At 60.3% G+C, this 26,164-nt stretch carries 24 protein-coding genes and 1 pseudogene; 19 read left to right on the top strand and 6 right to left on the bottom strand.

The genetic code is table 11. The annotated features are described in order from the left end of the window. Positions 1-4: 4 nt before the first annotated feature. The 14 genes from AC3FLX_RS27400 (at position 5) to AC3FLX_RS27465 (ending at position 14,920) form a co-directional block, all read left to right on the top strand. Positions 5-913, top strand: a complete 909-nt coding sequence (locus tag AC3FLX_RS27400) for a TrbG/VirB9 family P-type conjugative transfer protein (protein ID WP_488700480.1) — start codon at positions 5-7, stop codon at positions 911-913. Beyond that, positions 913-2,160, top strand: coding sequence for a TrbI/VirB10 family protein (locus AC3FLX_RS27405; RefSeq protein WP_488700481.1), 1,248 nt, complete (start codon positions 913-915; stop codon positions 2,158-2,160). The genes AC3FLX_RS27400 and AC3FLX_RS27405 overlap by 1 nt, the downstream gene beginning before the upstream one ends. Continuing rightward, the gene (locus tag AC3FLX_RS27410) at positions 2,153-2,950 is read left to right on the top strand and encodes a lysozyme family protein (protein WP_488700504.1); all 798 of its coding nucleotides are present in this window, start codon (positions 2,153-2,155) and stop codon (positions 2,948-2,950) included. Before AC3FLX_RS27405 ends, AC3FLX_RS27410 begins: the two co-directional genes overlap by 8 nt. After that, complete coding sequence (locus AC3FLX_RS27415; RefSeq protein WP_488700482.1) at positions 2,947-4,197, top strand: TrbG/VirB9 family P-type conjugative transfer protein; 1,251 nt, start codon at positions 2,947-2,949, stop codon at positions 4,195-4,197. Before AC3FLX_RS27410 ends, AC3FLX_RS27415 begins: the two co-directional genes overlap by 4 nt. Beyond that, on the top strand, positions 4,194-4,628 hold the full coding sequence (locus AC3FLX_RS27420) for a lytic transglycosylase domain-containing protein (protein ID WP_488700483.1): 435 nt from the start codon (positions 4,194-4,196) through the stop codon (positions 4,626-4,628). The genes AC3FLX_RS27415 and AC3FLX_RS27420 overlap by 4 nt, the downstream gene beginning before the upstream one ends. A 29-nt stretch (positions 4,629-4,657) precedes the next feature. After that, entirely contained in the window at positions 4,658-5,257 is a 600-nt protein-coding gene (locus AC3FLX_RS27425; RefSeq protein WP_488700484.1) for a toxin co-regulated pilus biosynthesis Q family protein, read from the top strand. 11 nt (positions 5,258-5,268) lie between these two features. Beyond that, entirely contained in the window at positions 5,269-7,074 is a 1,806-nt protein-coding gene (locus AC3FLX_RS27430; RefSeq protein ID WP_488700485.1) for a protein PilN, read from the top strand. Position 7,075: 1 nt separating this feature from the next. Continuing rightward, the gene (locus AC3FLX_RS27435) at positions 7,076-7,855 is read left to right on the top strand and encodes a hypothetical protein (RefSeq protein WP_488700486.1); all 780 of its coding nucleotides are present in this window, start codon (positions 7,076-7,078) and stop codon (positions 7,853-7,855) included. Next, positions 7,852-9,195 (top strand): type IV pilus inner membrane component PilO, encoded by a 1,344-nt coding sequence (locus AC3FLX_RS27440; protein WP_488700487.1) that lies wholly within the window; start codon positions 7,852-7,854, stop codon positions 9,193-9,195. The genes AC3FLX_RS27435 and AC3FLX_RS27440 overlap by 4 nt, the downstream gene beginning before the upstream one ends. 10 nt (positions 9,196-9,205) lie before the next feature. Further along, a complete protein-coding gene (locus AC3FLX_RS27445; RefSeq protein WP_488700488.1) occupies positions 9,206-9,862 on the top strand; it encodes a hypothetical protein in 657 nt (218 codons plus the stop codon). A gap of 179 nt (positions 9,863-10,041) precedes the next feature. Continuing rightward, positions 10,042-11,667, top strand: coding sequence for an ATPase, T2SS/T4P/T4SS family (locus AC3FLX_RS27450; RefSeq protein WP_488700489.1), 1,626 nt, complete (start codon positions 10,042-10,044; stop codon positions 11,665-11,667). Continuing rightward, on the top strand, positions 11,668-12,891 hold the full coding sequence (locus tag AC3FLX_RS27455) for a type II secretion system F family protein (protein ID WP_488700490.1): 1,224 nt from the start codon (positions 11,668-11,670) through the stop codon (positions 12,889-12,891). It begins immediately after the preceding gene. A gap of 26 nt (positions 12,892-12,917) precedes the next feature. Then, positions 12,918-13,532: a type 4 pilus major pilin gene (locus AC3FLX_RS27460; protein ID WP_488700491.1), complete on the top strand. Its 615-nt coding sequence runs from the start codon at positions 12,918-12,920 to the stop codon at positions 13,530-13,532. 131 nt (positions 13,533-13,663) lie between these two features. Next, positions 13,664-14,920, top strand: a complete 1,257-nt coding sequence (locus tag AC3FLX_RS27465; RefSeq protein ID WP_488700492.1) for an adhesin — start codon at positions 13,664-13,666, stop codon at positions 14,918-14,920. A gap of 67 nt (positions 14,921-14,987) precedes the next feature. On the opposite strand, the gene AC3FLX_RS27470 is transcribed toward AC3FLX_RS27465, so the two are convergent. The 6 genes and pseudogenes from AC3FLX_RS27470 to AC3FLX_RS27495 all read right to left on the bottom strand — a co-directional run bounded on the left by AC3FLX_RS27470 (position 14,988) and on the right by AC3FLX_RS27495 (position 21,484). Then, positions 14,988-15,815 carry a hypothetical protein gene (locus AC3FLX_RS27470; protein ID WP_488700493.1) on the bottom strand — a complete coding sequence of 276 codons (828 nt, stop codon included), beginning with the start codon at positions 15,813-15,815 and terminating at the stop codon, positions 14,988-14,990. 127 nt (positions 15,816-15,942) lie between these two features. Beyond that, positions 15,943-16,587, bottom strand: a complete 645-nt coding sequence (locus tag AC3FLX_RS27475) for a hypothetical protein (RefSeq protein ID WP_488700494.1) — start codon at positions 16,585-16,587, stop codon at positions 15,943-15,945. Positions 16,588-17,034: 447 nt separating this feature from the next. Beyond that, positions 17,035-17,223: pseudogene (locus tag AC3FLX_RS27480) on the bottom strand (YqaE/Pmp3 family membrane protein). Between the two features lie 207 nt (positions 17,224-17,430). Then, positions 17,431-18,606, bottom strand: coding sequence for a FlhC family transcriptional regulator (locus AC3FLX_RS27485; protein ID WP_488700495.1), 1,176 nt, complete (start codon positions 18,604-18,606; stop codon positions 17,431-17,433). 11 nt (positions 18,607-18,617) lie between these two features. Next, positions 18,618-19,841 (bottom strand): hypothetical protein, encoded by a 1,224-nt coding sequence (locus AC3FLX_RS27490; RefSeq protein WP_488700496.1) that lies wholly within the window; start codon positions 19,839-19,841, stop codon positions 18,618-18,620. Between the two features lie 383 nt (positions 19,842-20,224). Beyond that, the gene (locus AC3FLX_RS27495) at positions 20,225-21,484 is read right to left on the bottom strand and encodes an RNA-guided endonuclease InsQ/TnpB family protein (protein WP_488700497.1); all 1,260 of its coding nucleotides are present in this window, start codon (positions 21,482-21,484) and stop codon (positions 20,225-20,227) included. 528 nt (positions 21,485-22,012) lie between these two features. On the opposite strand from AC3FLX_RS27495, the gene AC3FLX_RS27500 reads away from it, so the two are divergent. The 5 genes from AC3FLX_RS27500 (at position 22,013) to ltrA (ending at position 26,057) form a co-directional block, all read left to right on the top strand. After that, positions 22,013-22,318: a hypothetical protein gene (locus AC3FLX_RS27500; protein WP_488700498.1), complete on the top strand. Its 306-nt coding sequence runs from the start codon at positions 22,013-22,015 to the stop codon at positions 22,316-22,318. A gap of 98 nt (positions 22,319-22,416) precedes the next feature. Next, the gene (locus AC3FLX_RS27505) at positions 22,417-22,845 is read left to right on the top strand and encodes a hypothetical protein (protein ID WP_488700499.1); all 429 of its coding nucleotides are present in this window, start codon (positions 22,417-22,419) and stop codon (positions 22,843-22,845) included. Positions 22,846-22,851: 6 nt separating this feature from the next. After that, complete coding sequence (locus AC3FLX_RS27510) at positions 22,852-23,637, top strand: hypothetical protein (protein WP_488700500.1); 786 nt, start codon at positions 22,852-22,854, stop codon at positions 23,635-23,637. Positions 23,638-23,649: 12 nt separating this feature from the next. After that, positions 23,650-24,156: a single-stranded DNA-binding protein gene (locus tag AC3FLX_RS27515; RefSeq protein ID WP_488700501.1), complete on the top strand. Its 507-nt coding sequence runs from the start codon at positions 23,650-23,652 to the stop codon at positions 24,154-24,156. 662 nt (positions 24,157-24,818) lie between these two features. After that, positions 24,819-26,057, top strand: coding sequence for a group II intron reverse transcriptase/maturase (gene ltrA, locus AC3FLX_RS27520; protein WP_488696759.1), 1,239 nt, complete (start codon positions 24,819-24,821; stop codon positions 26,055-26,057). The last annotated feature ends 107 nt before the right edge of the window (positions 26,058-26,164 follow it).

Here is a 26,164-nt window from a genome sequence, read left to right on the forward strand (position 1 = left end):
GCACATGGAAGCCAGCAAGCCCTCCCGGATTTTCCCGCTCGCCATCGCTGCCGCGCTGGCCCTGATCCTTTCTGCCCCTGATAGCCAGGCCGCGGAGAAGACGGCACTGCGCCTCGGGGCCGGCCTCGCAAACCTAGGCGTCGGCGACATCAGCGACGCCATGAATCCCGCCAATCCGTTCAATGGTGGCGTGGATCCCGTGGCGCTGCCGGGAGATTCGCGGTTGGTTGTATTCACTTATAGCCGCGACCAGATCTTCCGTGTGCTCAGTGCGCCGCTGAAGATGACGACCATCGAATTCCCCGACGATGAACAGATCGTTGGGGAGCCCGCGTGGGGCGAGAGCGTTCGATGGGATTATGAGACCGACGGCGCCAATCACCTGTACGTGAAGCCGCAGGCTCCCGGCCTCGTGAACACGCTCTCGGTGAACACGACCAAGCGCAGCTACGAGTTCACGTTGGTGTCTTCCCCGCTTGGCGGCATCTTCTATCAGAAGGTTCGGTTCCGCATCCCGGTCTCGATTGCGTCGAAGGTCAGGGCTCGCAACGAAGCGAAAGTGGATGCTGTTGACGATCAGCGCGTCACGGAGGGCGAATTCCGTAACACGGAAGTGGTGGGCGTCTCCCCCGAGAAGCTGAACTTCGAGTACTCCATTTCTGGCAGTGCTGGCTTCAAGCCGGAGACAGCATTCGATGACGGAAAGTCCTTGTGGCTGCGTATGCCGGCGGGCGCGTCGCAGAACTGGCCCGTGGCGCTGATCAAGGACGGCAGCGACTTCGTTGTCGTCAATGCCATCCGACGCGGCGGCTATCTCGTTGTCCAACGGCTGGCGGACACGATTGTGCTTCGCTCCGGCAAGGATGAAGTGCGCATCGAGCGCGGCCGCGGGCGCATCTTGGGACTCTTCTGATGAGGAGCGCAAAGACGGATCGCAACGTGACCGACGTGACCGACGTGACCGACGCGCAGCAGCGCACGGTCAAGGGCAAGCTGCCGCGTAACATCGTCGTAGCTCTAGGCAGCATCGCGGCCGTCCTCGTCGGCGCCTTGGGCTACTACTTCCAGTCGATTAGCGAAGCGCAGCACGACGAGAAGGCAGAAAAGGAGCGTGCTGAGCAAATCCGCGCGCGCACAGGGTCGTCAGAAGGTGCGCAGAACCTCGAGCAAACAATTCGCGACCAGGCGGAAAAGGCACGGCAGGAAGCGGAGCGCCAGCGTAAGCAAGCTGCGCCCCCGGATACAGGCAAAACTCCGCTGTTGACGGCGAGCGACCTCACAAGCGGCGGCAAAACAGCGCCGGCTCCCGATGCGAAGCAAAACGAGAAGGATTCCATCTTCACCGCGCCGATCTATAAGAGCGGGGTAAGGAAGTCGCAACTGGAGGGCAAGGGCGGCACTGTTCCGGACGTGACGGATCCCGCGCAGATGCGTGTGCTCCAGCAGCAGGCGGCGGCGCGCGCCAGCGCGGCGGCAGCTGCAGCATCGCAAGGCCAGGACTCGGCCGCGCCGGCAATCTCGGCGGATAGGCAATTCCTTCGGGACGCGGGCGCCATGACGACGCAGCGGACGAGCTTCGATGGCAAGCTGCCGCGCTGCACACTGAGCCGTGGATTCGTCATCCCGGCTACGTTTGCGGGCGGACTTAATTCGGACAAGCCGGGCGAGTTTCGAGCGAGTGTCTCGCAGGACGTGTACGACACGGTCAAGGGCGATTGCAAGATCATCCCGGCCGGAACCACGCTTGTGGGCATGTACAGCGCCGATATCGCGGTAGGCCAGGAACGCATTCTTACAGCGTTCGTGCGCATGCAACTGCCCAACGGCAAGACGGTGCCGCTGATGGGCATGCAGGGCGCAGACCCGGATGGCACCGCCGGCAATACGGGCGACGTCAACAACCACTTCCTCAAGATCTTCGGTGGCGCGCTCATCATCGGCGCGTTGTCGTTGCGCTTCAACGACAACCCGACGACGACCACAGTCGGCCCGGCCGGACTGGTTGCATACGGCAACGCGGCAGGGCAGGTCGCAACGCAGACGGCGCAAACGATTCTGAACCGAAATCAGAACATCCGACCGACCATCACGACCGAACCCGGCCAGAAGATGATGGTGCAGGTCAAACATGACATCGCGCTGGAGCCGTACCGTGATTAAGCGGCTCGCGGCGTTCCTGCTCTTCGCTTCCGCGTCCGTTGCTGCCCATGCGGCAACGATCGAGGCCGTCATCAGCCCCAACGCCATTGTCGTGAATGCCGACGGTCAGGCACGTGTGCATACCCTCGAAGGCAAGCCCGTTTTGTACTGTGGGTTGGACGCGTTCCTGGGCTGGTCGGCTCGGCTGCTCGGCGCACAGATCGAGCCGGGTGCCGACCAGGGCCCGACTGTGACGCTGGCGGGCAAGACGTTGCCGCTTGCTCGTCTGTTCGTACGAGAAGGGTGGTTGCGCCCGGCACATCTTGATGACGCCGCTCAAGAAGCGCTTGCAGAACGTCGCGGCGGCTGGGCGTGCGCACCCAAAACAGAGCCGTTTGCCCAGATGGGTAGCCGCGTGGATCCCAAGATTACCGCCGGCATCGCCATGAACGAGTCGTCGTATCGCGGTCGCCCTTGGCCGTGGACGCTCAATGTAGCGGGGCGGGGCATGTTCTTCTCGTCACGGGAAGAAGCCTACTCGGCCATCAATCGCTTGTTGGCGAGCGACCGTTGCGACTTCGATGTGGGCCTCATGCAGGTGAACTGGTGCTACCACGGCAAGCGCTTCGCCTCGCCGTGGGAGGCGCTCGCGCCCGCGACCAACATTCGCGTGGCCGAGGACATTCTCGCCGAGAACCTGCAGCGCAGCGGCTCGCCGATGAAGGCCGTGGCCTGGTACCACAGTGCGAATCCGGAACGCGGCGGGCCATATTTCTCACGTTTCATGAAACACGTTGCGAGTTTCCAATGATCGGGCCGCTCTTCATTTCTGTATTGGCGCTGATTGCTGCGCCGGCAATCGCGGCCGACACCGACCCGCTAGACTTCGATTATCAGGTTGTCGCGCGTGCGGCCGACCGACCGGCGATGGTGTTCAACGACGGACTTTCCACGTACATCCAGCCGCGCTTCGGCCAATCGGTGCAGGCGGATGGTGCTATCCAGAACGGCCCCTATTGGGTGATCGACGGTGTGCCGGAGATGGTCCGCTACTCCGTGAATGGCCAGCCGGTGATCGCACGTTGGAAGCGCGCCAATGGCTTCACTTCCGAGCCGGCCAACCCGGGCGGCGATATGCCGCGTAGCCTGGCCGCCATTTCCGGCCGTCTGGCCCTGATAGGCAGCTACACGGATATCGCGCTGGTGCGCGCAGGCCGGTCGTCACTACCGCTGGCGCAGATGGTCAAGTCCATCGCCCCGAACGGGTGGAGCGGCACGGCGCAGAAGGACATTCCGCTGACGGATGACGTCTCGCTGGATGCACGTGCGGGGGAGAACTGGCTGCAGGCGCTCGCGCAGGTACTTGAACAGCGCAACCTGTACGCGGAAGTGGATTTCGGCCGCCGGAACGTAGCGCTGCGTGCGACGCCACCCAAGGCGTTCGCCGTCGAGGCCGCGACGAGTGGAATGCTCCGAGCCTCAGCAACGACTGGAACAGCACCGGCAATCGCTACGCCGGTTTCAGCCGCGAGTGCGCCGGCCACCGGCACGACACTGCCGGAAGGTCACACATTGGCTTCGGCGTTCAACGCCTTGGCAATCCGCGACGCCAAAAACGGGCGGATCGAAGTCCGCTTCGAAGCTGAGCCGAAGGACCTGGAAGTGCGCGATGGCGCAGGCGACAAGCTCCGCACTCGCTGGGATGACAGCGAGAAGGTGTTGTCCTTCCCGACGGTCGACAGCTTTACGGCGAGTAGCGGCTTGAAGCGCGTCGAAGTCGCGCGGGTGCCCGGCATCAACTTCCTGTTTCCCCGCGAGAACGAGGCGGGCCTGGAGCGCGTGTTCGAAAAGGACGGCGCCACGTACCTGAGCTTTGCCAAGTCCCTGGCCAGCATCTCCGTATTTGGGGACAACCGCCAAGGCGGCGGCGAGCAAAGGGACCGCTACTTCAAGTTCAACGGCGTGTCCGATCACCTCACCGTGATCGCGGACGGGAACGTCGTTCGGGTTGACCGCCTTCCTGAAGTCCGGTTTTACGAGCGGGCCGCCGTCCAATGAGCGTGAAGCGCCTATGCCTCCTGCTTTGTGTCGTTACCGGCCTGACGGTCGCCGGCGGCGCGCATGCCGACTGCCTGGACGAAGCCGCAGCATTCCACCGCGTAAGCCCGACGCTAGCACGCGGTATCGCGCAGGTCGAATCCGGCATGCGATCGTGGGTGACCAACACGAACACGAACGGCAGCGAGGACATCGGCCTGATGCAGATCAACTCGGCGCATCTGCCGCGTCTGGCCAAGTTCGGTATCACGCGGCAGAGCCTGTTCGATCCCTGTACGAACGCCTACGTGGGGACGTGGATCCTCGCGGATTGTCTGAGCCGGTACGGGGAAACCTGGACGGCGGTCGGCTGCTACAACGCCGGCGCTCCGGACAAGCGGCTTCGGTACGCCAACCGCGTCTACCAGAAGCTCCAGTCCACCAGCAAATGACCCAATCGAATTCAAAACGGAAATCAGCCATGTATCAGCCTCGATCGATGTCCCGGATGTGCGGGGTTCTGCTGAGCGGCGCCGCCGCTATCGCCATCTGCGCTCACGCAGCTGTACCCGGTAATTCGCCTTTTGGGGCGTCGGCATCGGGCAACTTTGAGCCGACCAAGCCGTTGGCCGGTGGCGGCTGGCAACTGCTGTCGGACAGTCGCGGCAACGCGCAGCCGAAGGCAAGTGAAGCTCCCACACTCATTGCCAAGGCAAACGATACGCCGACGGCAGTCGCCCAATCAATCCCGGCGACGGTGGTGGCGGGAGTGGCCGCCGGTGGTGCCGCGATGCCGGCAGTGGCCGGTCCGCGCGACTGGACTGTTTCGACCGCCGACGGCAACTATCGGCTGCTGGTGGAAAAGTGGGCCCGTGAGACGGGCTGGACGGCCGCACCGTGGGAGCTCGACCAGGACGTGGAGATCGGCGGCAACGATTCGTTCACCGCTGACTTCAAAGCCGCTGTTCGCCGCGTCCTCTCGTCCACGGAGATGACCGACTACAGCCTGAAGCCTTGCTTCTATTCCAACAACTATGTGCGCGTGGTGAAGCTGACCACGAAGTGCGACCCGTCCAAGTGAGGCGACGATCCATGAAGCTGACCCGCATTCTCCGTCCCGCCACTGGCGCCGCGCTCGTTACATCGATGCTGGCCGGGTGCGTTTCACCGACGCTGGTGAAGGATGTTCGACAGACGACCGACGACACACGTGCGCAAGCTGCGCAAACCACCGAGGAACTCTACGCCCGCATTCGCCGCGATCGTGCGGCCGTGGAAGCCGAGCAGGACGTTGGTCGTCCGTTCCTCGTGGGCAAGCGCGTGGCGGTGGCCCGCAACGTAACGCTGCCGCTCGCACTGCGCAACAATGTGGATACGTGGGTGATGTTCCCCGAGAAAACGATGCCGCTTGCCGTGGTGGGCCAGCGCATCACGATGGCTACGGGGATTCCGGTCAAGATCGACTCGGATGTGTACCTGCCTTCGAACGTTCTGATGCCTCGTTCACTTGGTCCGCAGGCTCAGCAGGCGTTGAAGGCAACGCCGCTCAATGGCGCACCGACGCAGGCGGGCACCCTCGGCCCCGTGCCGTCGCTTGGCGGTCCGTTGCCCGCCCCCCTGACGTCCTCTGGCGGCACGGCAAGCATCCAGACCACGCCGCTAGTGGAAAACGCCTTGAACGTCGAGTTCAAGAACAGCGAGAAGATGCCACTGGCGACCATGCTGGACCTGGTGGCAACACGCCTGGGCATTAACTGGGAATTCCTCCCGTCGAAGGGCGTCATCCGGTTCTACCGACTGGTCACGAAGACCTGGCAACTGCCGATTCAGCCGGGTACCAACTCGTTCACGACCGAGTTCAAGCAGACGTCGCAGGGGTCCGGCGGCACCGGCAACAGCGGTAGCTCCAACTCGTCGCAGATTGATGCGGCGGCCAAGGCCGAGCTGAAAGAACTCGACGACCTGGAAGAGGTCCGCAAGAGCCTGAATCCCGTGCGCACGATGGTGGGGGATCTCGACCTCAACCGCGGTACCGGCCTGCTCACGATGCGTGACACGCGCGAAGCGGTGGAAGCGGCCGACGACATCATTCGTCGCCAGATCGCCATCTACTCGCGGATGGTCACGCTGAAGTTCCAGATGATCGACCTGTCCGTTGCCGACAACGGCGAGGCGGGCGTTGACTGGAACGCCGTGCTGACGAAGGCGTTGGAGAATGTGCCGGGCTTCACGCTGTCGGCGCTGTCCCCGTCGACGCTGGTTTCGAGCACGGCCGGTAGCTTTGGTCTGACGATGAACTCGGGCCAGTTCTCGGGCACCAATGCCATCATGAGTGCGCTCAAGCAGTACGGCACCGTGACGTCGTCGGTGACGATCCCCATCTCGATGCGTAACCGCCACGCATTCCAGTACAACAACCGCCGCACGTTCTCCTACGTCTCCAGCACCACGCCGGCGACGACGACTGCAGGTGGCACGGGCGGCATTCCGGGTATCAGCACGTCGACGGCCACGGTCGGTTTCAAGCTGCAGGTGTATGCGGATGCGACCACGCGTGACGATGTGAACCTGCAGATCGCCTTCGATCAGTCGAAGCAAGATGGCCCGCTGGAAAAGTTCACTTCGGGCACGGGCGCCAACCAGCAGTCGATCCAGAACATCAACCTTGTGGCGAAGGGCATCCCGAAGCAGGACCTGATTGTGCGCAACGGCCAGACCGTCGTCATGACCGCGTTCGAGCAGGATGACACGCAGTTGACGCGCCGCACGCTGGGAGAGTCCCTGCCGATGATCCTGGGCGGGTCCATGACGGCGTCGAAGACCCGGACGTTCACCCTCGTGCTGGCCACCGTGATGGTGCAGGACCAGGGTGAACCGACTGTTCAACAAGGCAACTGACATGGCACGCATTCGAACGCTTTGGGCCGATATTGCCCGGCTGTACCGCGAGCACTTCTGGATCGCGGTGCTGATGTGGCTGCCTGGCATTGCAATGATCGCGATGCAACGGCCATCAGACATGATTGGCGCGGCGCTGTCCATCTTTGTGTTGACCTTGGTGTATCAAGCGACGCTGTCCGCCTACGGATTGCATCTTCAGCACCGCATTGACTCGGAAAACTCCGGCTTTCTGTATGTGCGCGTTGACGGAATCGACCTCGGCGCAGTCCTGGAGAATGAATACGCTGCCATGCGTTATCGCGCCGCGTTCTCGGTGTCGACGTATCTGCGTCAGCTTTGCAACACGGGTGTGATGGCGGTGAACTTCTGCCGGTGGCTGGCTCGCTATGTACCGCTAATCATGTTCTGGACCGCAGTCGGCGGCCTGCTGCTGGACAGCACGGGAACGGGCGCCGCCATCAAGTCGATCTTGCTGGCTGCGCAGCTGGCTCCAGAACGGCTGGCCGAACTCCTTGCGCTGTTCCTGAGGCTGACCTTGTTCTGTTCGGCAGTCCTGTGCGCTCTCTTCGCACCCCGCCAGCTGGGATTCCGTAACGAGTTCCGCACCAATTGGCAGCATGCTCTGCGCAACCGTCTGAGTTTGCCGTCGACCGGCGAATTGTCCCTGGGCAATGACGCTGGGCCTGTACGCGATGGGGCCGAGTTCCGTGCCTTCTTGCGCAAGCGGTACCGGTTCGGCGGCGCCGGCGGCCGGGCTCTGGGTGGGGCCGCGCAATGATCCTGGATATCCACGGCAAGAAGCTGGTCTTCGGTATGCAGTGGCGCACCCTGACCGGGAGCGGCACGCCGACGACATTGGCGGCAAACATCGCGAAGGAAGTTCGGGCAGCGCGCATCTGGCACGAGGACCAGGCGCTGCATATGGGCTATCTCAACGAAGCTGACGCGCAGGCGAAGATCAAGGACAAGCTGTACTCGGCGGCGGCGGCGCTGTCGCGTGTCCCGGAGCTGGTCCCCAACGCGTTGTTCGTCTTCCGGTTCGATCACGCTGGCGCCGCGCCGATTTACTTCGTGTGCGGCATTGTGAAGGGCAGGCCGCGCGTTGGCTTCGACCAGATCGTGACCGAGGAACGGACGCTGTCCGCGCTCGCTGCCGATTTCCCGGAAAAGTGCGAAGGCGAATTCAAACTCGTCGGGAACTCGCCCGAGCTGCTTGCGCTACTTCCGCAAGACCGCCGCATCTCCCACGTCGAGTTTGACCTGGCCAAGCTGGTCGAGGTGGCTGGCCCGGCGTCGGTGCTCAAGAAGCCGCGGGCGACCACCCAGCGCAAGCAACTGCTGATCGTCACCGCCCTGGCAGCCGTCGGCTTTGCCGGGTGGCACTACGGCAAGGCCGAATATGACGCGTATCAGCGCCGCATGCATCCGCCGCCACCGCAGAAGTCGCCGGCAGAACTGTATGCCGAAGATCTTGTTGCGCGCAGCGCTGCCCCGATCGCACCCGCATCCAGTGCGCTGCCGGCGTTCACGCATTGGTTCTCCACCGTGGCGCCGCTGTCCGTGGGCGGCTGGACGCTCTCGACGATCAAATGCGAGCAGATCGTGAGTCCCGAGTCGGACTGTACCGCGACCTACGTCATTAAGGACGCGACGCGGGGCGCGACGAATCGGACGTTCCTGAAGGCGATCCCGGACTGGGCCACCAATCCGCGCTTCCAGAAGGGTGACGCCGCTGTGGACGTATCCGCTCGGGTCCGGATGGGCGATGCTCGGCGCCTGGGTGATGCGCTGGGCCACCTGCCGGCATCTATGTCATTGCGCGCGGACTTCGGCTCGCAGTTGCAGATTCTGAGGCCCGTGGCTGGCAAAGCAGAGCTGGGCGAGTTCGGCTTCTTTGGCTTTGTGCCCCCCCAGGGGCCGGCCGCCATCGAGCATCCGGTGAAGCTGGCCGGCTGGGAAATTTCCGGCCCCTTGCGCAACGCGTCCGAATTCAAAGCGTTCCCCGCGCCCGTGACGGTCACTTACATCGAGCTGACCGTCAATCTGGACGCCGCGCCCGATCTCAAGCAATCCAAATTCATGTTGACGGTCAAGGGCGATGCCTACGCCCGCGATTAAAGGACATCTCATGCGCTACGCACGAAATTCTGGCCGCACACTGGCCGCGATCCTGGGCCTCGCCATCGTTGGCGGTGCTTATGCCGACGACGACAACAAGACGATCACCCAGAAGCTGATCGACGCAGATGGACGGGTTGCGCTCCAGAAGATGGAGCAGGATCTGAACAAGGGTGCGCCGCCTGCGGCGGTCTCCGCTGCGCCGACCCCCGCACAGATGAAGGCTGACGCGGAACGCTCGAAGCCCCGCACCATCGCGCTATATGGTGTCGACGGCCGCTCAGCAGGCGGGGCGATGTCGCTGCGCAGCTATGTGCAATGGGGCGGCGAGACCTATTCGGCCAAGGTGGGGGCGAAATGGCGCGGCTACACGGTCAGCGCCATTACCGAGAGCGGTACCACGCTCACGAAGGGCAAGTCCAAGCTCTTCGCGCCCTACGAGCAGGACGATGCGGTGAACCTGTTCGAGCAGCGGCCGGCCAGTGAAGGAATCAACGCTGCGCGGCCCACCGCGCCGCTGCCGCAGGGTGGTCTGCCTGGGATGGCGCCGTCGTCGGTCCTGACCCCTCCGGTGATGCCCCAGCCGTCACAGGTGCCGGCGCTGCCGATCATGCCGCCGATCGCGCCGAGTCAGCCGGCTGGCATGCCTCCGGTCGCCCAGCGCTGAGGGCCGAAATGGGACTCTTCTCGAAACCGGAGCGGGCGAAATCCGGCATGGGAGGCATAAATGGGGTCACCGTGCTGACTGGCAACGGCGCTTCATTTTTGCCAGCGGCGCCAGTCCAACCCACACTCGCGCCACCTCCAGCAGCGGCGGCCGAGATCGGGACAGCCGATGATCTGCCTGTGTTTCTCAATACGCTCTATGAGGAACTGAGCCTGTCGCAGTCGCTGCGTCATTCGATCTGCCCGGTGCTGGTGTCGGAAGGTAGCGGCGCCGCCAGTCGTGGGACCTTCGCCGTGATCCTGACCCGCGAAATGGTCAACTCCGATGTCACCGAGGAGATCCTGCGTCAGCTGCGCTTGCGGTATGACGCGGCTAGCCCGATGTTGCATGTGGCAGCACCGCAGGTAATGGTGACGCTATCGCGTGGCGGTGTGGATCCGATGGGACTCGTCGACGGTGCGCCGGCGGCAGGTCGCCGGCCCGCCAGCGCGCTATGGCACAACTTTGAAGCGATTCTGCGATTTTCCCTGCGGGAAACGGCGTCCGACATTCATTGGGAGATTGTCGACCAGGGCACCCATTCGCAGATCCGCTTCGCCATCGATGGCTATCTGGTGGACCCGCCGGAGTTCCGCATGGAGACCGGGGTGCTGCTGGATACGCTGTCGCACATCTTCCAGAAGGGGAAGGGCGGCTCGCACAACGCATTTTCGCGGGCGTTGCCGCAGCAGACCAGCATCCGCACTCGCGTAGACGGGCAGAGCGTGGTTTGCCGCTGGGCTTCCGCGCAGAGTGTCAACGGTCATCTGACCGTGATGCGGGTTCACCGCGAAGAAGCGCAGACCAAGATCCTCGATTTTGTGGAGGATTTGGGCTACTTCCCGCAGCAATCGGCATTGCTGGATCGTTGCACGTTGAATCTCGGCGGCGGCACCGTGTTCGTGGGTGTGGTCGGCTCCGGCAAGACGACCTCCGCACAGGCGGTGATGCAGCGGCTACCAGCGTGGATGAACAAGATGACCGTGGAAGACCCCGTTGAGCTGATCGCGCCGGGCACGCACCACTTCTCGGTCTCCCGCACGCTGGATGCCGGCGATCGAGATGAAGATCCGTTCATCGCGATGAAGCGGCAGATCAAGCGGATGAACCCCCATTTTGTGATGGTGGGCGAGGTGCGGGACCACGAATCCGCTGGCCTTTTCCGGGATGTCGCTGGCGCGGGCCTGCGCGCACTGACGACGGTTCACGCCCCAAGCGCCCTGACGGCACCTGACCGGCTGTCTGATGGCGAGCTTCGCATTCCGCGCAGCGTCCTTGCCACGCCCGGCTTTATCAATCTGTACGTCTACCAGGCACTGCTTCCCAAAACCTGCTCTTGCGGCCTGCACGGCGCGGAAATGAAAAACGTACTCGGCGCGGCCAAGCTGCAGCAGATCGAACGACTCTTCAAGTTCGACGTGGAAGGCATTCGTCTGCGCAATCCTGACGGGTGCGAACTCTGTGCTCGGCCGAACCTGCCAGACCTCAACGGTGCCCGCGGCCGCACGGTGGTGGCCGAAATGTTCGAGCCGGACGAGCAGGATCTCGTCTACATCCGCGACGCCATGAACATCGAGCTGGCGGCATACCAGCGCACCAAGAGAACGATGGGCTTCGATATCCCCGACAGCACGGGCAAGACGGTGTTCGAAGTGGCCATGTACAAGGTCTTCGCCGGCATCGTGGATCCGCGCGAAGTCGAGCGCATCACGTCGCTGGACGCCTACGAGGCGAAGCGCCAGCGTGAATTGCAACGGAGAAATTGAGTGCTCAAGTTCATGCAGCGCCTTGGCCAGTTCGTGCTGGGCAAGGTTGTCGCTCCCAGCCTTCGGACAGGGGACCGCGTTTTCGCCGATCGCTTGTTTTGGGCCAAGTTCCGGTTCCGCGCTGAGCGCGGGACCTACTACAGCGCGCTGGCCAAGCGTATCGCCGCCATGCCCGGCGAGCCGATCTCGAATTTCTTTGCCAAGGATGCCGCCCGCCGGGACGGGGAGCCGCTGGGCAAGCTGTCGGCGCACTGGCTCGCGCGCTTCGAGGGTCTGGACGGCGAGAAGCAGCAGTCCACCGTCACGGAGATTTTTCAGGGGACGGTGCCTGATGAGGATATTCCCATCCTCGCAGTGGCAGAGCAAGGCGGCGACATTCGGGAAGGTCTGGAAACGTTGGGCGCGAACCTGCTTGCGCTGAAGGAGGCGCGCACCGGCATGGTGGCCATCCTGACCGGCGTCGTCTTCACCTTCCTGATCCTGCACGTCTATCTGGGGACGATGGCGTTCTACGCGGGTCCGAAGATGGAGAAATCCTTCCAGGCGCTGCTGGACCCAAGCCAGTACGGTCCGCTTGGCTCCGCGTTCCACATGGGCACCACATTTCTGCGTCACTGGGGCTGGCTGTTGCTGGCCGCCGAGATCGGCATTGTGGTGTGGACGGCACGGGCGCTGACCCGGTACATCGGCAAGCACCGTGGCTGGATGGATCGCAACCTGCTGCCATTCGATTTCTTCCGCCGCTTCCAGGGTGCGCAGTTCTTCGCGGGCCTGTCTGCGGTGACAAAGCGCGTGGGCGGCGATCGCAAGAGCCTGTCGGCCGGCCTGTCGCTGATGCGGGACAACGCATATCCCTACCTGGCGTACCACATCGAGCGCATCGAGCTGAACCTGGAATACATCCCGAACGAGGGCGGCAAGGTGTTCGACACGGGCCTATTCGACAAGGACACCAGTTTCAACATCCAGGATATCGCCGAGTATGAGGAAGACCTCTCGAAGATGCTGAGCAAGGTGGCCGCAGACATGCTCAAGGACACCCCTGCCTTGATGCTGAAGAAGGCTGCCGCTTTCAACCGTCGCATGTCGGTTGCGATGGCGTTCCTCATTACCGGCTTGTCGTTCACTCCCTTCTTCATCGCTATGGAGATGAAGGGCCGTTCCCAGATCGTTGGCATGTCCAAGCAACACGTTACGCCGTCGACTGTCACCACCCAACCCTGATTTCACTTTCCCAGGAGATTCAAACCATGAGCCAGCAATTCAACGAACAGGACGTGTCCGAAACCATCACCCAAGCACCGGCACTGATGCCTCTCAAGGATCGGCCGATCAATTCGAAGAGCCGCCTGGGCCGGCAGCGTGGCGCGGGCATCATCGAGGAGTACGGCATCTACCTGCTCGTCGCCGGCATCGTGCTGATCGCCGTGCTGGTGGCATTTGCGCGAACGCTGACAGACACCGAAGTGCAGCAACTGACCTCGGAACTGAATTCGGTCGTTGGCAAGACCAAGGCCACCTACCGCGGCCAGTACAGCAAAGTATCCATGACCGGTCTGATCAACAACGGCATCTTCAAGGATCTGACGACGATGACCGTGGCTGGCAGCAACGTGATTGTCCAACCGGGTGGCGCGCAACTGGCCGTGGCGCCGGCGCAGCTGCTGAGCGCGAACGATGCCATCCAGTGGACGCTGTCGCAGCAGCCTGACGCGGCTTGCAGCTCCCTCGTTGCGGCCTACCAGGGCAGCGCCGGCAAGATTGTAGTGAATGGCACGGTCATCAAGGCAGTTGGCGGCTCGGTGGATCCGTCGCAGATTTCCTGCTCGGGCGGCAACAACACGATCAACATCGTCGTGGCCTAAGCCTATTGCCGTCGAAAGCGATAGCAAATTTCCGAGCTTTCGAGCGGTAGTGCCCCCACAGTTCGGGGCAAAGTACTGAGGTACAAGCACCCGGCCACTTGGCCGGGCTTCGCCATAAGGAGAAAGAAAAAATGCTGATGACGGACGCCGCCTTTCAGCTGACGATTTCAGCGGTGGGGCTGGCCACGATGATCTACACCACGAACAGTGCCATCGACGATGCGCTGGCGATGGGAACCGGCCAGTACATGGAGAATGTGGCCCAGGCCGCAAACACCTATGTTTTTGACAACCTAACGGTGTTGGCAACAAGCCTGACGACGCCAACCCAAATTAAGGCCGGCAGTGTGACGGCAACGGTGCAGAATCCCCTTCATCCGACCATTCAGGACTTGGTGAACCTCAAGCTGTTGCCGATCGGTTTCAGCGATGTGAGCCCGCTGGGGATCTCGTTCAAGATCGACCTGGTACCGACAAACTGTGCGACCGGTCTGACCAACTGCACGATCCCAGGCCAGATGTACTCGACGACCGGATACCGTGACGCTTCAGGGAACATCCGGTCTGATCTGATGGCGGCGGCCGTGCAAAGGGCGGGCGCGGACGGCGGGGCCTCGTATGCCGAGAATCCGGCCCTCATCACCGGCATGGCCGCGAACTGGTCGGCAGCGAATCCGTTGCCAGGTACACCTGCCGGCGTGCTGATGATGCGTGTGGGTAATACCTCGCTGCTGGCGCAGTCGATGAATCAGTTCTATAAGCGGGATGGCTCGCTTAACCTGACTGGCCCGATGGATGCCAATAATCAGGGCATGAATCGGGTGGGGAATTTCCAGTCCAATGGGTCGGTATCTGCTGCGGGTAATGTGTCGGCATCTGGCAGCATGGCCGCAGGCGGAAACGTGACGGGGAGCGCTGTGTATGGCAACTACATTCAGTCAAACGGTAGCGTTGTGGCGACCGCGTCGGTAGTTGGTAGTCAGGTGACGTCGAACGGTAACATCAATAGCGCAGGGTCAGTCGTTGCGAACGGTTACCTGTATGCTGCTGGTGCCTTGGTGCCGTCCACGGGCCCCTGGCAGCAAGTCTCGGAGGGTCAGGCATGCGGAGATCCACAAGGTGCGATCCGAAGCGACCCGAACGGTAAGACCATGTCCTGCCAGAACGGCATTTGGCGCGCGGCTGGCGGGGTGTCGCAAGGGGTAGTTGTCGCCATGTGGGACGGCTGGTCAATCAGTGGGCAGTATCGCGGCTGGGGCCTGTGCATTACTTGGCCCGGCGGAACTGGCCAAGAAGCTGACGGGGGCTTCTTCGGAAAAACGTGTCCTACAGGCACGGTTCAGTGGCTAGGTCGTAAGGAATATCAAAGCGGAAACGGTGGCGGTTGACCAAGGAAGCAACCTATCAAAGCAAGAAAGGCCGGGAGTTCCGGCCTTTCTTGCTTTGATGCTCTTCTTACTGACATTTCAACACAACAACGCCCGTCACGTCCCCGCTGCTGGGTGAGGGAATCGCGTAGCCGACTGCCAAAAGCGGAGCGGTTTGGCTCGTACCCATGGTCTGCACCTGCTGCAGGACGCCTTGAGCGATGAAGACACCGTTGAGAATCGAGCCTGTGACTGCGGCGGTAGCATGCGCATCCGAGCCGATTGCGACGTCGATGTTGAGCGACTGAAGCGTCGGGCCGTTCAAGTCAATCACCGCCGTGGCCGAGTTCAACTTGCCTGGGGCGAAGTTGCCAGAGACCGCTGTCGGACTTGTCGCAGCGAGCAGCGTGCAGCTTAGCGTCTTTCCTGGCCCAAGCACTTGTTGAATCTTCAGCGGTTTGCCAATGACGTAGGAGGTGCCTTGGTTGGAGCTAATTGATCCTACAGTCGAACCCCCGTCGGTCCAACGGCCAAGCGCAAAGTCACCATTGCCAGCTACATCGACAACCTTGCCGCTGTTCAGCATCACAAGACTGTTGGCGTCAATTCCGAATTGTGTGTAAGCGCCTTCGGTCGTGGCCTTCTGGAACTGGGCCGGGAAGTTGGCTGCCGAGATGGAGCCAGCCACAGTCTTAGTGGTCGAGGAACCTTGAGGTACAACGACAACTGCCAGCGGGTCCGCTTGAACCGCAGTCGCGCTGCCTTGCACGGAAATGGTCGGCGCCGATGGGGGCGTCGGATTGCTCGGCTGTTGCGTCGGCGTGCTGCTGTCACCGCCGCCGCCGCAGGCGGCCAGGACCAGAGAGGCAGCAACTGAGATCGCACTGAGGAGATGGTTTTTCTTATTCGATTGCATTTTGGATTTCCTTTGGAACATTGCGATTCGCCAATCGAATCGCTTAGGTCCAGATTACCGATGTCCGCGCGAAGTCAAGTTACGCTGTCGTCGCGGCAAAAGAGAGCAAGGAATACGGGGAGGATATTTACTTGCCAGTAGCGTTATAAAAAATTCGCGCGTGCACCCAGCCGTCGCTCGTTGCTATCAATACGGCTTTCTCACGTCTCTTCTCGCTGACGGCCTGAAGCTCGGGGTACGCAGCGCGCACCACGGATACTCTGGCCCATTCCGGTGCGTCAGGGATCTCGTAGGTGTAGTTCACCTCCGAAGCCTTCACCCCAAATCTATCGGCCGGCGCTGTGAAGCTCTCCACCTCGAGAACCTTCGCTTTACCGCTGCAGAATCCGTCCCAGCCACCGATATTCCCGCCCGCTCCCTTTACCAAATACTTCTTACCGAGTTCAGTCAGCGAATATTCATTTGCTGGAATCGGCGTCTTGTTCAATGGGTTGCTGCTGGGCATCTCTGCCTCTGATTCTGAAAGTAGCCCTGCTTTTGCGAGCGCGGCAGCTTTCTCCGGATTCCTCATGTCGCGGAGCCCGCCATTTTTTTCGATTTTGTAGGGGAAGTCCTTTGCAGGGGCCATTACACAAACGCCGTTGGTCTTGTTGTAATAGTCCTGAATGGCAGCCTTGAAGTTGCTCTTGCTGGCGTCCTGCTTACTGCCACACCCTACCAGGGCGATCAATGCCGATACTGCGATGATCGAATATACAAGCTTGGTCTTCATTTGTTCTACTTCCTCTAATCCAGATTCGAGCGTCCGGTTGGAGCGCTTTCATTCAGCTTATCGACTCCAGCGCGAAGTCAAGTCTCTGGGGAGTAGTACAGCGTAGTCCCGCAGGTCCTACAGAAATGGGCCCGCGTATATGTGTGTTGCCGGAGCGTTTGTGTGCCTACTTGATCGGAATCGCATTTGTTGCAAAGAATCCGTCCTCGTTGCACACGCTCGGGATTGTTGGTGCGATACCAGTCGAACGTTTCGCGATCGTACCTCCTGAGTCTTCGCCAGCGCGGCCAAAATGCGCTGAGAACAAGCCCGAGGACGAGAACCGGTAGCAAGCCCACGAACGAGCCGCCCCCTCGAAACGAAGTGAGAGCGAGGCTTGCCAGTAGAAGAATCCCAGTACATGCGCATGTCGCAGCGATCCAGCGTCGTAATACCCGTCGCATGGTGTCACCGTCCCCGCGAGTTCAAAGCAGCCTCGATCTTACGGTCTGTCTTGTACTGGCTCAGCGCGTACGTCGACCAGATCGCAGCCCGATGAGGGTGATCTGCAGAATCAGGCAGATGATCCCGGCGAAGGGCCGGCCAATGGTAAAAAATTGGAACCAGGGCAGCAGGGATGGCGAGAAGCAGGCGCATTTTCGTTCTGAATCTGTCAAATTCGACAAAGTCCGCAAGAATACAAGAAGCGGCGCCGTCATTACAACGGCATCCGGGCGTTGCGGCTGAACCCCCAATCCGAGGGGTTGCCGCGAGCGATACAAGGTCGTCCCGTATTGGTTGCAGATGTGGTACTGCGCGACGCGCAAGAACGGCTGGTGCCGCCATAGGCGAATACGTCCTCCATTAAGCCTTGCGACGCCGCCCGAGCTGCACATTTCCCAGCGTGCCGCTGCATCCGGGACAAGAAAATGTGTTGCTCAATTCAATCTTCGGTGCAGTGTTGGCGATGAGGTAAGGCGTGCGGCAACTGCGGCATGGCGCAAGATCGAGTTGCGCATCCGTCGACATCGATCGGCAGATGTGACAGGCGCGATCGGCACTGATGCGCGAATCTGGCCCAAAGAACTTGTCGAACAGGTCAAAGGCTGCGATGAAAGCCTCGGGTACGTTGGCACCGAAGGCCAGGCCAATCCGATATAGGGTGACCATCATCGTTGCCTGCATGCGATGCAGAGGCTGCTCGAAATACCATGCCGTCGACGTTGGCAACTGGCCGGTCGGAGAAGACGAGCCGTGGATCGCCTGGAAGAGCGGGCGTGTCTTTGTAGAGTTGATGCCTAGCAAGGAAGTCACCGTGGATGCGCGGCAGTACTGCCGGATCATCATCTCGCTGTAGACCTTCTTCTTGAGCGGATCCAGGCGCAGGTTAGACCAGCTCTGCTTGGCCTCGATGCGGTCCGCGCGCATGGGTACAGTCGTCAGGAAATGGTGTCCGATGACATCAGGCGACACGCGCGCAGTCTCGAAATCTATCCAGAACCGCTTGCTGTCCAGACGCCAGCGGAACATCGGGAAATCGACTTTCGAGATGGCCATGTCAAGGACATGCTGCGGCAGTGATCGCAGGTAGAGCGCGAGTTCTTTGCTGATGCCCAGGAGCGGCGCGGCGAGAATGCTGACGTGCAACAGCTCGACCATCAGCCAGATGTAGTGACGGTTGTTGTAGAACATACGCAGCTTGTCATCGTTGCTCCACGTTGGAAGTTGTGCGCGCAGCTTGTCAACCGCGACAGTGGTGGTGGACCCTTCGGTTAGGCACTTCCAATCATGTACGTCCATGAGAGTGGGAACGACAACGAGGAACGGTGTTCCCATCAAATCGCGTTGCGTGGCTTCCGCCTTGCGCATCTTGTCGATGTGCGCCCGGTCGATATGCAGAAGGGCGTCCAGCCGTGGATGTGCGCCAAGCGCTTCCGCGAGGTGGTCGGTAAGGTGGTAGTTGGCCGAACGGATGCGATCGCATGTCATCCGGGTCAGTTGAAGTCGTTCGAATTCAGCGGTGAGAGATTGTTGTTGCATGGTGTAAGGAATCAGAGAGATTGAAGAGCGGCGCGAATGTCGGCGTGTAAGCGCGCAACGATGCTGTCGAGGACTTTGAGCGTTGATTTGAATTGCTCGATGCTGCCGTACATCTGTACGGTCATCTGCGTTGTCGCAAACGTGGCTACGGTTTTTTCGAACTGCTCGATGAGTGCCGAGAGGGCGTCGCCAGCCTTGGTACGTCGGTCCAATTCTGTCGTCAGTTCTTCAATTTCCTGTTCGAGCCTTGCACGGTCCCCGATAAGGCCAGCGAGATTGTTCGTCTCGGCTGTCAGCTCATCTTTCTTGGCGGCCAATGCGTCTTCGAGTGCCGCATAGTCGGGTGGGACCACCGGCACTTCTATGGTCTCGGTCCGTGCATTGGCGCGAGCGTTCGCCACACGCTCCTGAAGCTCACGTTTCTCGCGCTCCAGATCCTGGACGCGCATCTGCAGCATGCTTTGCGCATGGTTGTTTCGCGTCAGTTCCTCGCGTACATGGCTCAGCGCTTCCTTGTCGGAATCGCGGTCGAACGTCAGCTTCGATACTTCCTCTGTGAGGCGCCTGTTCTCAAGGTCCTTGTCGGCATTGTCCTGAAGCATCGTCGCGATCTCGGAAGTGGCCATGTCAAGGCGAGCTGTGACATCAATGACCTGCTCATCCTTCTTGCGCAATTGCTCGACGTAGTGACGGATGTTCTGCCGACGGTAAGAGGGGTCGTTCTCCTTGTACTCGATCACGGCGTCAATCTCTTCGCTGGTGTAGTCGTTGCTGCGCAGGACCATCAGCTCACCGATGTTCAGCTTGGTCAACGCGCCGTTATGACTCAAGAATCTCCGGTAGAGACCGAGATACAGCTTGGCCTGGTTGGGGTGCAGACCAAGGTGTTCTTCTGCCAGAAGATTGAATTTTTCCCAGCCGCGCATGCGTGCACCGCGGGTGTCGCCGAATTCATTGGTTGCCGAGTCCATAGCGACGTCATGGACGTGCTGTAGGTCTGCGCCCATATCCAGCAGCATTCGCTCTATCTTTTCGCGCGTTCGCTTGATGTTGCGAATGCTCTCGCACAGGCGTATGAACTGATCTTCGGTGATCGTTTGACCGATCGTCTCGCGCAGCTTCGCCTCCGTTGAGGATGGTCCTCGCTGGACAGGAAAGTCGGCGATTTCGGCTTTGGGTTGTGCCGCAGCGTTCGGCACCAATGCGTCAGATGGCTTCTTTTTCTTTTCAGGCATGTTTCGCTCACTCAAACAAAGAACACGACAACCAGCGTAGCGACCGAAACGCGTTGTCAAGTCTCAGGCAGGAGATTACGAAACGCTCGACTGTTCGTGCTGGTAGAAAGCTACGTTTTTTGGGGTGCGTTTTAACGAACACCCCAGAAAGCTGATTGCTTGTACGCGTGTTATCGGGGTGAGAGCGCGCCGATTTAGGTATTTACCCCTACCTTACGGGGCCCATTTAAGTGTTGTGAATATGAGAATTGAGAAAATGTAATACCGCTTTGGTCTTGGCCGCTGAGGCTCGACGGGCGCATGTGGGCAATCATTTGACATCCTCCCCTCCCTCGGCCTACGGCCGCCGCCTGGTGGCGGAAAGGGAGGGGATTCCTTCTGCGCTATGCCGCGATGGCAGAGTCGCTTCGGTGGGTTCCTGCTGCTGACGGCCTGACAGCGCCGTTCACTTCACAGGCTATCCGGGCTGTGCTTGCGCACCCGAGCGAAGCGACGCTCGTGTCCTGCCCTTCGATCATTTCCAGACCTCTTGCGAGGATATTCATTGCGCCGACCACGTCGGCGTTGTTCTCGTAGCCGCATCCGACGCACTTGAACAGCGCCTGCGCCTTGCGATTGTCGGCCGAAATGTGGCCGCAGCATGGACAGGTGCGGCTCGTGTTCCGCGGCGGGACCGCGACGAAGAAGCCGCCGCGCCATGCCGCTTTGTACTCAAGCTGACGACGGAATTCGTCCCAGCCCTGGTCCAGAATGGCCTTATTGAGTCCACTCTTTGCGCGGACGTTGCGCCCCGGCGCGTCGACCGTACCGCTGGCCGATCGCGTCATGTTGCGAACCTGAAGGTCTTCGACGGCGATCATTGCGTGGTTTTTGCTGATCGTGTTCGATGCCTTGTGGAGAAAGTCAGAACGCACGTCTGCGATGCGCGCGTGGATGCGTTGGATTCTGGCTTTCGCCTTCTTCCAGTTCGCTGAGCCCTTCACCTTGCGGGCCATGCGGCGCTGATACTTCGCGAGCCGCTGCTCGTGCTTTTTGAAGCTCGCGAGCGGCTCCACGAACGAGCCGTCGCTCGCCGTCGCGAAGCGGGCCACGCCCACGTCGATCCCGACTGACACGCCGTGCGGAACCGGTTGCTCGACCTCGCGCAGCGTGAGGATAGAGACGTACCACTTGCCAGCACGATGCGATACTGTGGCGCTGCGAACCTCGCCGAGCACCATCCGGCTGTTGCGGTAGCGTAGCCGGCCAAGCTTGGGTAGCGAAATGCGGCCGTTCTCGCGTTCGAGCTTAATTCCTTGCGGAAAGCGGAACCCGTCGCGTTCACCCTTGCGCTTGAAGCGTGGGAAGGCCGCACGATTCTCGAAGAAGTTCGCATAGGCGCGTTCGAGATCCTTTAGGGTCTGCTGAGCGACCTGCGAGTGCAGTTCGGACAGCCACGGCGTTTCGGCGCTGTTGCGCCACTCCGTTAGCTGCTTGCACAGCCCCGCATAGCCGAGCTTCGTCTCCCCACGCTCGTAGCGCTCCTTCTGCATCGCCAGTGCCTTGTTGTAGACGAAGCGGCATGCGCCGGCAAACTGACGCATCTTGAGCATCTGTTCGCCGGACGGCATGAGTTCGAACTTGAAGGCCTGGAGTCTTTGCATGAACCAATCCTATCAGGATTCCAGCGCCTGCAAGGACGCCTGTGGCGTCCGCGTTCTACATCCCCGCCATGAATGACGGGGCTTTCCGCGCGTCCCGGTAACCCGTCATCTATGGGAACCACCGGATTGGTCCCAAATCCATGACGGCATCCCAGTGCAGCGGCACACCCCCTTCACTGGGTGCTTGCTTTCCATATTGTGGAATGGCATGAGCATGCTCATGCCATTTACCCGGAAAGACGTATGTTTTTGGTGAGCTTTCCGACCTCACGGCGGTAGATTCATTGGTTACGATCTACGCAACCCCGCGTCCAGACGCATCGACTCAGCGAAGCAAGCCGTTCTCACGCGGCGCTGCTTTCTGCCCATCTTCATTTCTTTCCTCAGCGGTTAGCGTGCTTGCGCCATGTATCGGCATGCCGCAAGCGCGTTCACTCGCGCCGTCCACGGGTTTTCCTGCTCATCGAGCATCGAAAAATCGCCTGGCATCCGCCGGGAAATCCCTTGCAATGTTTCTGGAGAGAAACCGTGGAATTCTTTAGCAATCTCATCAAGCGCCCCCTGCAACTGCTCGTGATTTGCATGGTGCTGGATCTTGCGACCAAGTCCTTTGTTGTGGGCGTGCTCGTGGCTATCGTGGCAATTTCGTTTCTTTACAACAAGGCCGTCTCGTTCAATCGCAGCGTGCCTGCGGCGCCAAAGGTCTCGATGCCGGACTACCCGTCCAAGTCGAAGCCCCAGGCACCTCAACCGGAAGAGCAACCCGAGCAGCAGTACGAACGCTCTGCGGTTGTAACGCCGATTCGTCGAACAGGAACGCGCGATCGTTCCTGATTCACCGCCGCCCGACTTTCGGGCGGCTCCTTCCACCTGTCGCGGGTACCCGATACCCGCCGACTGGTAGGTCTTTGGGCGCCCGTCCGGAGACCATCATGGAAACAAACACGGCAAGATGGCAGCTGGACTTCTTTGGCGATGCGGCGACCATCGTTGCGTCACGCACCAAGGTACGCCCCCCGCCAGACCCCGCCTTCCTGGACGAATCGGTCCGTGAGCGAATGGTTGATGCTCTGATTAGCTTCGCCTGTGGAAGCCGTCATGGCGTCAACATGCCCGAGTCGCTGTTGGACTGTGCAAAGCTGCTGCGCGAGCGCATCCAAAATGAGACCGTCAATCGGAAAGAACTCTCGATGACGATCGGCTGGATCTTTGGGTACTGGGACGGTGCAATTCCGTACACATACGTCTGCGACATCAGCGGCGTGAGCCCCGAAGTTCTTCGTGACGTGATCCTTGGCAATGCCCGCCTGAAAGTTGACCACGAAGCGGTCAAACGTCAGTGCTACGGCGCTCTTCTTTGATATCCCATGTCACTGTTCAAATTCATTAAGCAGGCGACTGTTGCCATCCTGGGGCAGAACGCCGTTAGCGCCGAGCAACCGGCACAAGTAGCTGTGGGAACCGGTGCGGATAACGAATACGAAATTTTCATCAGCGGTGTACCCCATCTCTTCCGTGATGAGGGCGACTGCGTTGTCCATTTTCGAGCGGAATTCGACAGCCTGATCCAGCACACCGCATTCGGCTCAAAGCTGCTACCGGAGGTGTTTCCTCGTTGGACCAAAGTACGCGTCTACGACGAAAAGGGCGTGACGCCCAAATCGGTCGCGGAAGCGGTGATGCGTGACGCCAAGCAGCAGCCCACACAATCGTCGCCGGAGGAGCGCAAATTCCCCCGTGATAAGCCCGATCGCCGTGGTCTGTCGGACCGCGGGCGAGGCGCTGCCATTGCGCAGACTGCGGATACGACATCGCGCGAAGAAGCATCGTCAGCTGACTACACCGTCGGAACGCTTATCGAATGGGGCGAGATGGAGTTCCCAAACCGTAGGCCTGGTGGCAAGCCAACCTATACGTCGTTCGCCGTGAAGCTTGACACCAGCAATGGCGTCAAGACGCTGCAGGGCGAAGGTCTCAAGGACGTCCTGGCGGATGCGCACTGCAAAGTTGGTGAGCGCGTCGGCATTAAGCGTCTCTATAAGGAAAAGGTTCCTGCTTTTGACCACGCAACGGGTCGTCCCATCTTCGAACGGGGCACACAAAAGCAGAAACTTTGGGACCGTTGGGTCTGGTCCATCAACCGCATTCATTGACAAGGAAGCAAGATGGCATCCGTAAATAAAGTCATCCTCGTGGGCAACCTCGGGGCTGATCCTGAAACCCGATATCTGCCGAGCGGTGACGCTGTTACCAACATTCGCATCGCAACCACGGATCGCTACAAGGACAAACAGTCCGGCGAGTTCAAGGAAGCGACCGAATGGCATCGCGTCGCGTTCTTCGGGAAGCTGGCGGAGATCGCCGGCCAATATCTGAAGAAGGGTTCCTCCGTCTACATCGAGGGCCGAATCCGTACCCGCAAATGGCAGGACCAATCGGGCCAGGACAAGTACAGCACCGAGATCGTTGCCGATCAGATGCAGATGCTTGGTGGTCGCAGCGGCGGGTCGAATGACGATGGTGACGGTAACTATGGTCAACAGTCGCAGACCGGTCAGGCTAGTGGCAATGTTGGTGGGAATGCCGGCGACCAACGAAGCCAGAGTCGTCGTCAGCAGCAGTCGATGCCTTCGAATGGTTTCGAGGACATGGACGACGATTTGCCGTTCTGAGCGGTTCGCTAAGCTGCTCAGTGTCTTGCAGGTGCGAGTCCTGCCGCAGTAGTTGGTTAGTTTGACTGCGTAGCGATGGCGTACATGTGGAGGGCGACCGAAAACATGGGAGCAACGCCGGACAAACGTGTCCCCAGACCCAGTCCGTGGGAGCGCGCAAGTATGCAGCCCGTAACGAAAGTGAACCTGAACAAGCCTCGTAAATGTCAGCCACACGGTTGTGCTGGGAGAGTGTGGTGTAGGGTGGTTCCGCCGAGCCTCTAGAACGGGGGCGAAGGCCAGCGCGTCATGGTGGATCAACTAACCACTTGAAGCCATGACAGGAACTCGGGGTATTGAGGATGGGATGCATACATAGCACTGAGCGGAACGAACGAGACCTCTACCCGTCGCGGTCTAACCCGCCGCGTAATTGACGATATAAGGTAACCGCCGAAATTCGAAGAAATGCGGGATAGAGGAGTCGGAGGAGGCCATAGTACTGCTGATGGCGAGGACAACATAACCTCGTCGGAGGGAAGGGCCTCTGCTTCTGTCACGTTCTCTTTTGTAGGATGCACTGCGTGATTGCGAAAGCTAGAAACACGCCGCTAGAAAGTGTGCGAGTACTGCAACGGAAGCTATACCTGGCAGCCAAGACGAATCCGATGCGGAAATTTGGAGTGCTGTACGACAAGGTGTGTCAAAGCGACGTGCTATGGTCGGCCTACGAACAAGTGAAAGCCAATAAGGGTGCCCCCGGCATCGATCGGCAAACCTTCGAAGTGATTGAAGGCGAAATCGGTCTTGGCTCGTTCTTGGAAGAGATCCGATCTCGGCTCATAGCTAGGCGGTACAAGCCTCTGCCGGTCCGACGGGTGTATATCCCGAAGTCCGATGGAACGCAAAGGCCGCTCGGCATTCCTGTCATTGCTGATCGTGTAGTGCAGGCAGCGGTGAAACTCGTTATCGAGCCAGTTTTCGAGGCGGGCTTCAAGGACTTCTCGTATGGCTTCCGGCCACGTAAGAGCGCTCAACAGGCGCTGCGGGAGGTCTATAAGTGGCTGAACTTCAAATGCCACTGGGTTGTTGACGCGGATCTGAAGGCGTATTTCGACACGATTCCGCACGACAAGCTACTGCTGTCGGTGCGATCCAAGGTCATAGATCGGTCAGTTGTAAAGCTGATTGAGCTGTGGCTTAAAGCCGGGGTAATGGAGGATATGCGCGTCTGGACGGAAACGACTGGCACGCCGCAGGGAGGGGTGATCTCTCCTCTCCTTGCGAATCTTTATCTACATTGGCTGGATCACACCTGGGAGAGGAAGGCATTCGGCAAACGGCCGCACGATGCTCACATCGTGCGATACGCGGATGACTTCGTAATTCTGTGCAACGAGCGCCCGGGGTTCTATCTGGAACAGGCCAAGAAGGTGTTGGATCGTCTCGGTCTGACGCTTAATGCACAGAAAACGCGGATAGTGAATGCCAAGGAAGAGCCGTTTGACTTCCTCGGTCATCGGTTTGCGGCCCAACCGTCGAAGCGGACGGGCGAGCCGAAAACCTACTACTACCCGTCGCCCAAGGCGATGAAGTCGGTCAAGAAGAAGATTCGGGAGGTTGTCCGCTCAGGGCAGCACTGGCATCTGCCGCAGCTCATTAAGGAAAAGGTCAATCCGATTCTGCGAGGTTGGGGCAACTACTTCAAGACGGGCAACTCAAGGAAGCACTTCTTGAGCATCGCAAATTACACGACTTGGACGCTCTGCATCATGCTGAGGAAGAAGCATAAGAAGCGTGCTAAGGGGTGGAGGGACCACCCGCCGTCATGGTTCTACGATTACCACGGGCTATTCAAGCTGTACGCCCTCTCGGTAACCGGAGATGAATCAAGCCGGTACGCCCGCCCTATGCCGTTGTAACGCTGCAGGAAGAAGGCAGTCGGAAAGCCGTGTGCGGGAAAACTGCACGCACGGTTTGACGAGAGGCCGCTGGGGAGATGACTTCAAACCAGAGGCCTACTCTACGA

It is taken from the genome of Cupriavidus sp. 291-E7 (assembly GCF_057798835.1).

Coding starts and splice junctions, on each gene's coding strand:
- AC3FLX_RS27400 (WP_488700480.1), top strand. CDS start 5: ATGGAAGCCAGCAAGCCCTCCCGGATTTTCCCGCTCGCCATCGCTGCC.
- AC3FLX_RS27405 (WP_488700481.1), top strand. CDS start 913: ATGAGGAGCGCAAAGACGGATCGCAACGTGACCGACGTGACCGACGTG.
- AC3FLX_RS27415 (WP_488700482.1), top strand. CDS start 2,947: ATGATCGGGCCGCTCTTCATTTCTGTATTGGCGCTGATTGCTGCGCCG.
- AC3FLX_RS27420 (WP_488700483.1), top strand. CDS start 4,194: ATGAGCGTGAAGCGCCTATGCCTCCTGCTTTGTGTCGTTACCGGCCTG.
- AC3FLX_RS27425 (WP_488700484.1), top strand. CDS start 4,658: ATGTATCAGCCTCGATCGATGTCCCGGATGTGCGGGGTTCTGCTGAGC.
- AC3FLX_RS27430 (WP_488700485.1), top strand. CDS start 5,269: ATGAAGCTGACCCGCATTCTCCGTCCCGCCACTGGCGCCGCGCTCGTT.
- AC3FLX_RS27435 (WP_488700486.1), top strand. CDS start 7,076: ATGGCACGCATTCGAACGCTTTGGGCCGATATTGCCCGGCTGTACCGC.
- AC3FLX_RS27440 (WP_488700487.1), top strand. CDS start 7,852: ATGATCCTGGATATCCACGGCAAGAAGCTGGTCTTCGGTATGCAGTGG.
- AC3FLX_RS27445 (WP_488700488.1), top strand. CDS start 9,206: ATGCGCTACGCACGAAATTCTGGCCGCACACTGGCCGCGATCCTGGGC.
- AC3FLX_RS27460 (WP_488700491.1), top strand. CDS start 12,918: ATGAGCCAGCAATTCAACGAACAGGACGTGTCCGAAACCATCACCCAA.
- AC3FLX_RS27465 (WP_488700492.1), top strand. CDS start 13,664: ATGCTGATGACGGACGCCGCCTTTCAGCTGACGATTTCAGCGGTGGGG.
- AC3FLX_RS27470 (WP_488700493.1), bottom strand. CDS start 15,815: ATGCAATCGAATAAGAAAAACCATCTCCTCAGTGCGATCTCAGTTGCT.
- AC3FLX_RS27475 (WP_488700494.1), bottom strand. CDS start 16,587: ATGAAGACCAAGCTTGTATATTCGATCATCGCAGTATCGGCATTGATC.
- AC3FLX_RS27485 (WP_488700495.1), bottom strand. CDS start 18,606: ATGCAACAACAATCTCTCACCGCTGAATTCGAACGACTTCAACTGACC.
- AC3FLX_RS27490 (WP_488700496.1), bottom strand. CDS start 19,841: ATGCCTGAAAAGAAAAAGAAGCCATCTGACGCATTGGTGCCGAACGCT.
- AC3FLX_RS27495 (WP_488700497.1), bottom strand. CDS start 21,484: ATGCAAAGACTCCAGGCCTTCAAGTTCGAACTCATGCCGTCCGGCGAA.
- AC3FLX_RS27505 (WP_488700499.1), top strand. CDS start 22,417: ATGGAAACAAACACGGCAAGATGGCAGCTGGACTTCTTTGGCGATGCG.
- AC3FLX_RS27510 (WP_488700500.1), top strand. CDS start 22,852: ATGTCACTGTTCAAATTCATTAAGCAGGCGACTGTTGCCATCCTGGGG.
- AC3FLX_RS27515 (WP_488700501.1), top strand. CDS start 23,650: ATGGCATCCGTAAATAAAGTCATCCTCGTGGGCAACCTCGGGGCTGAT.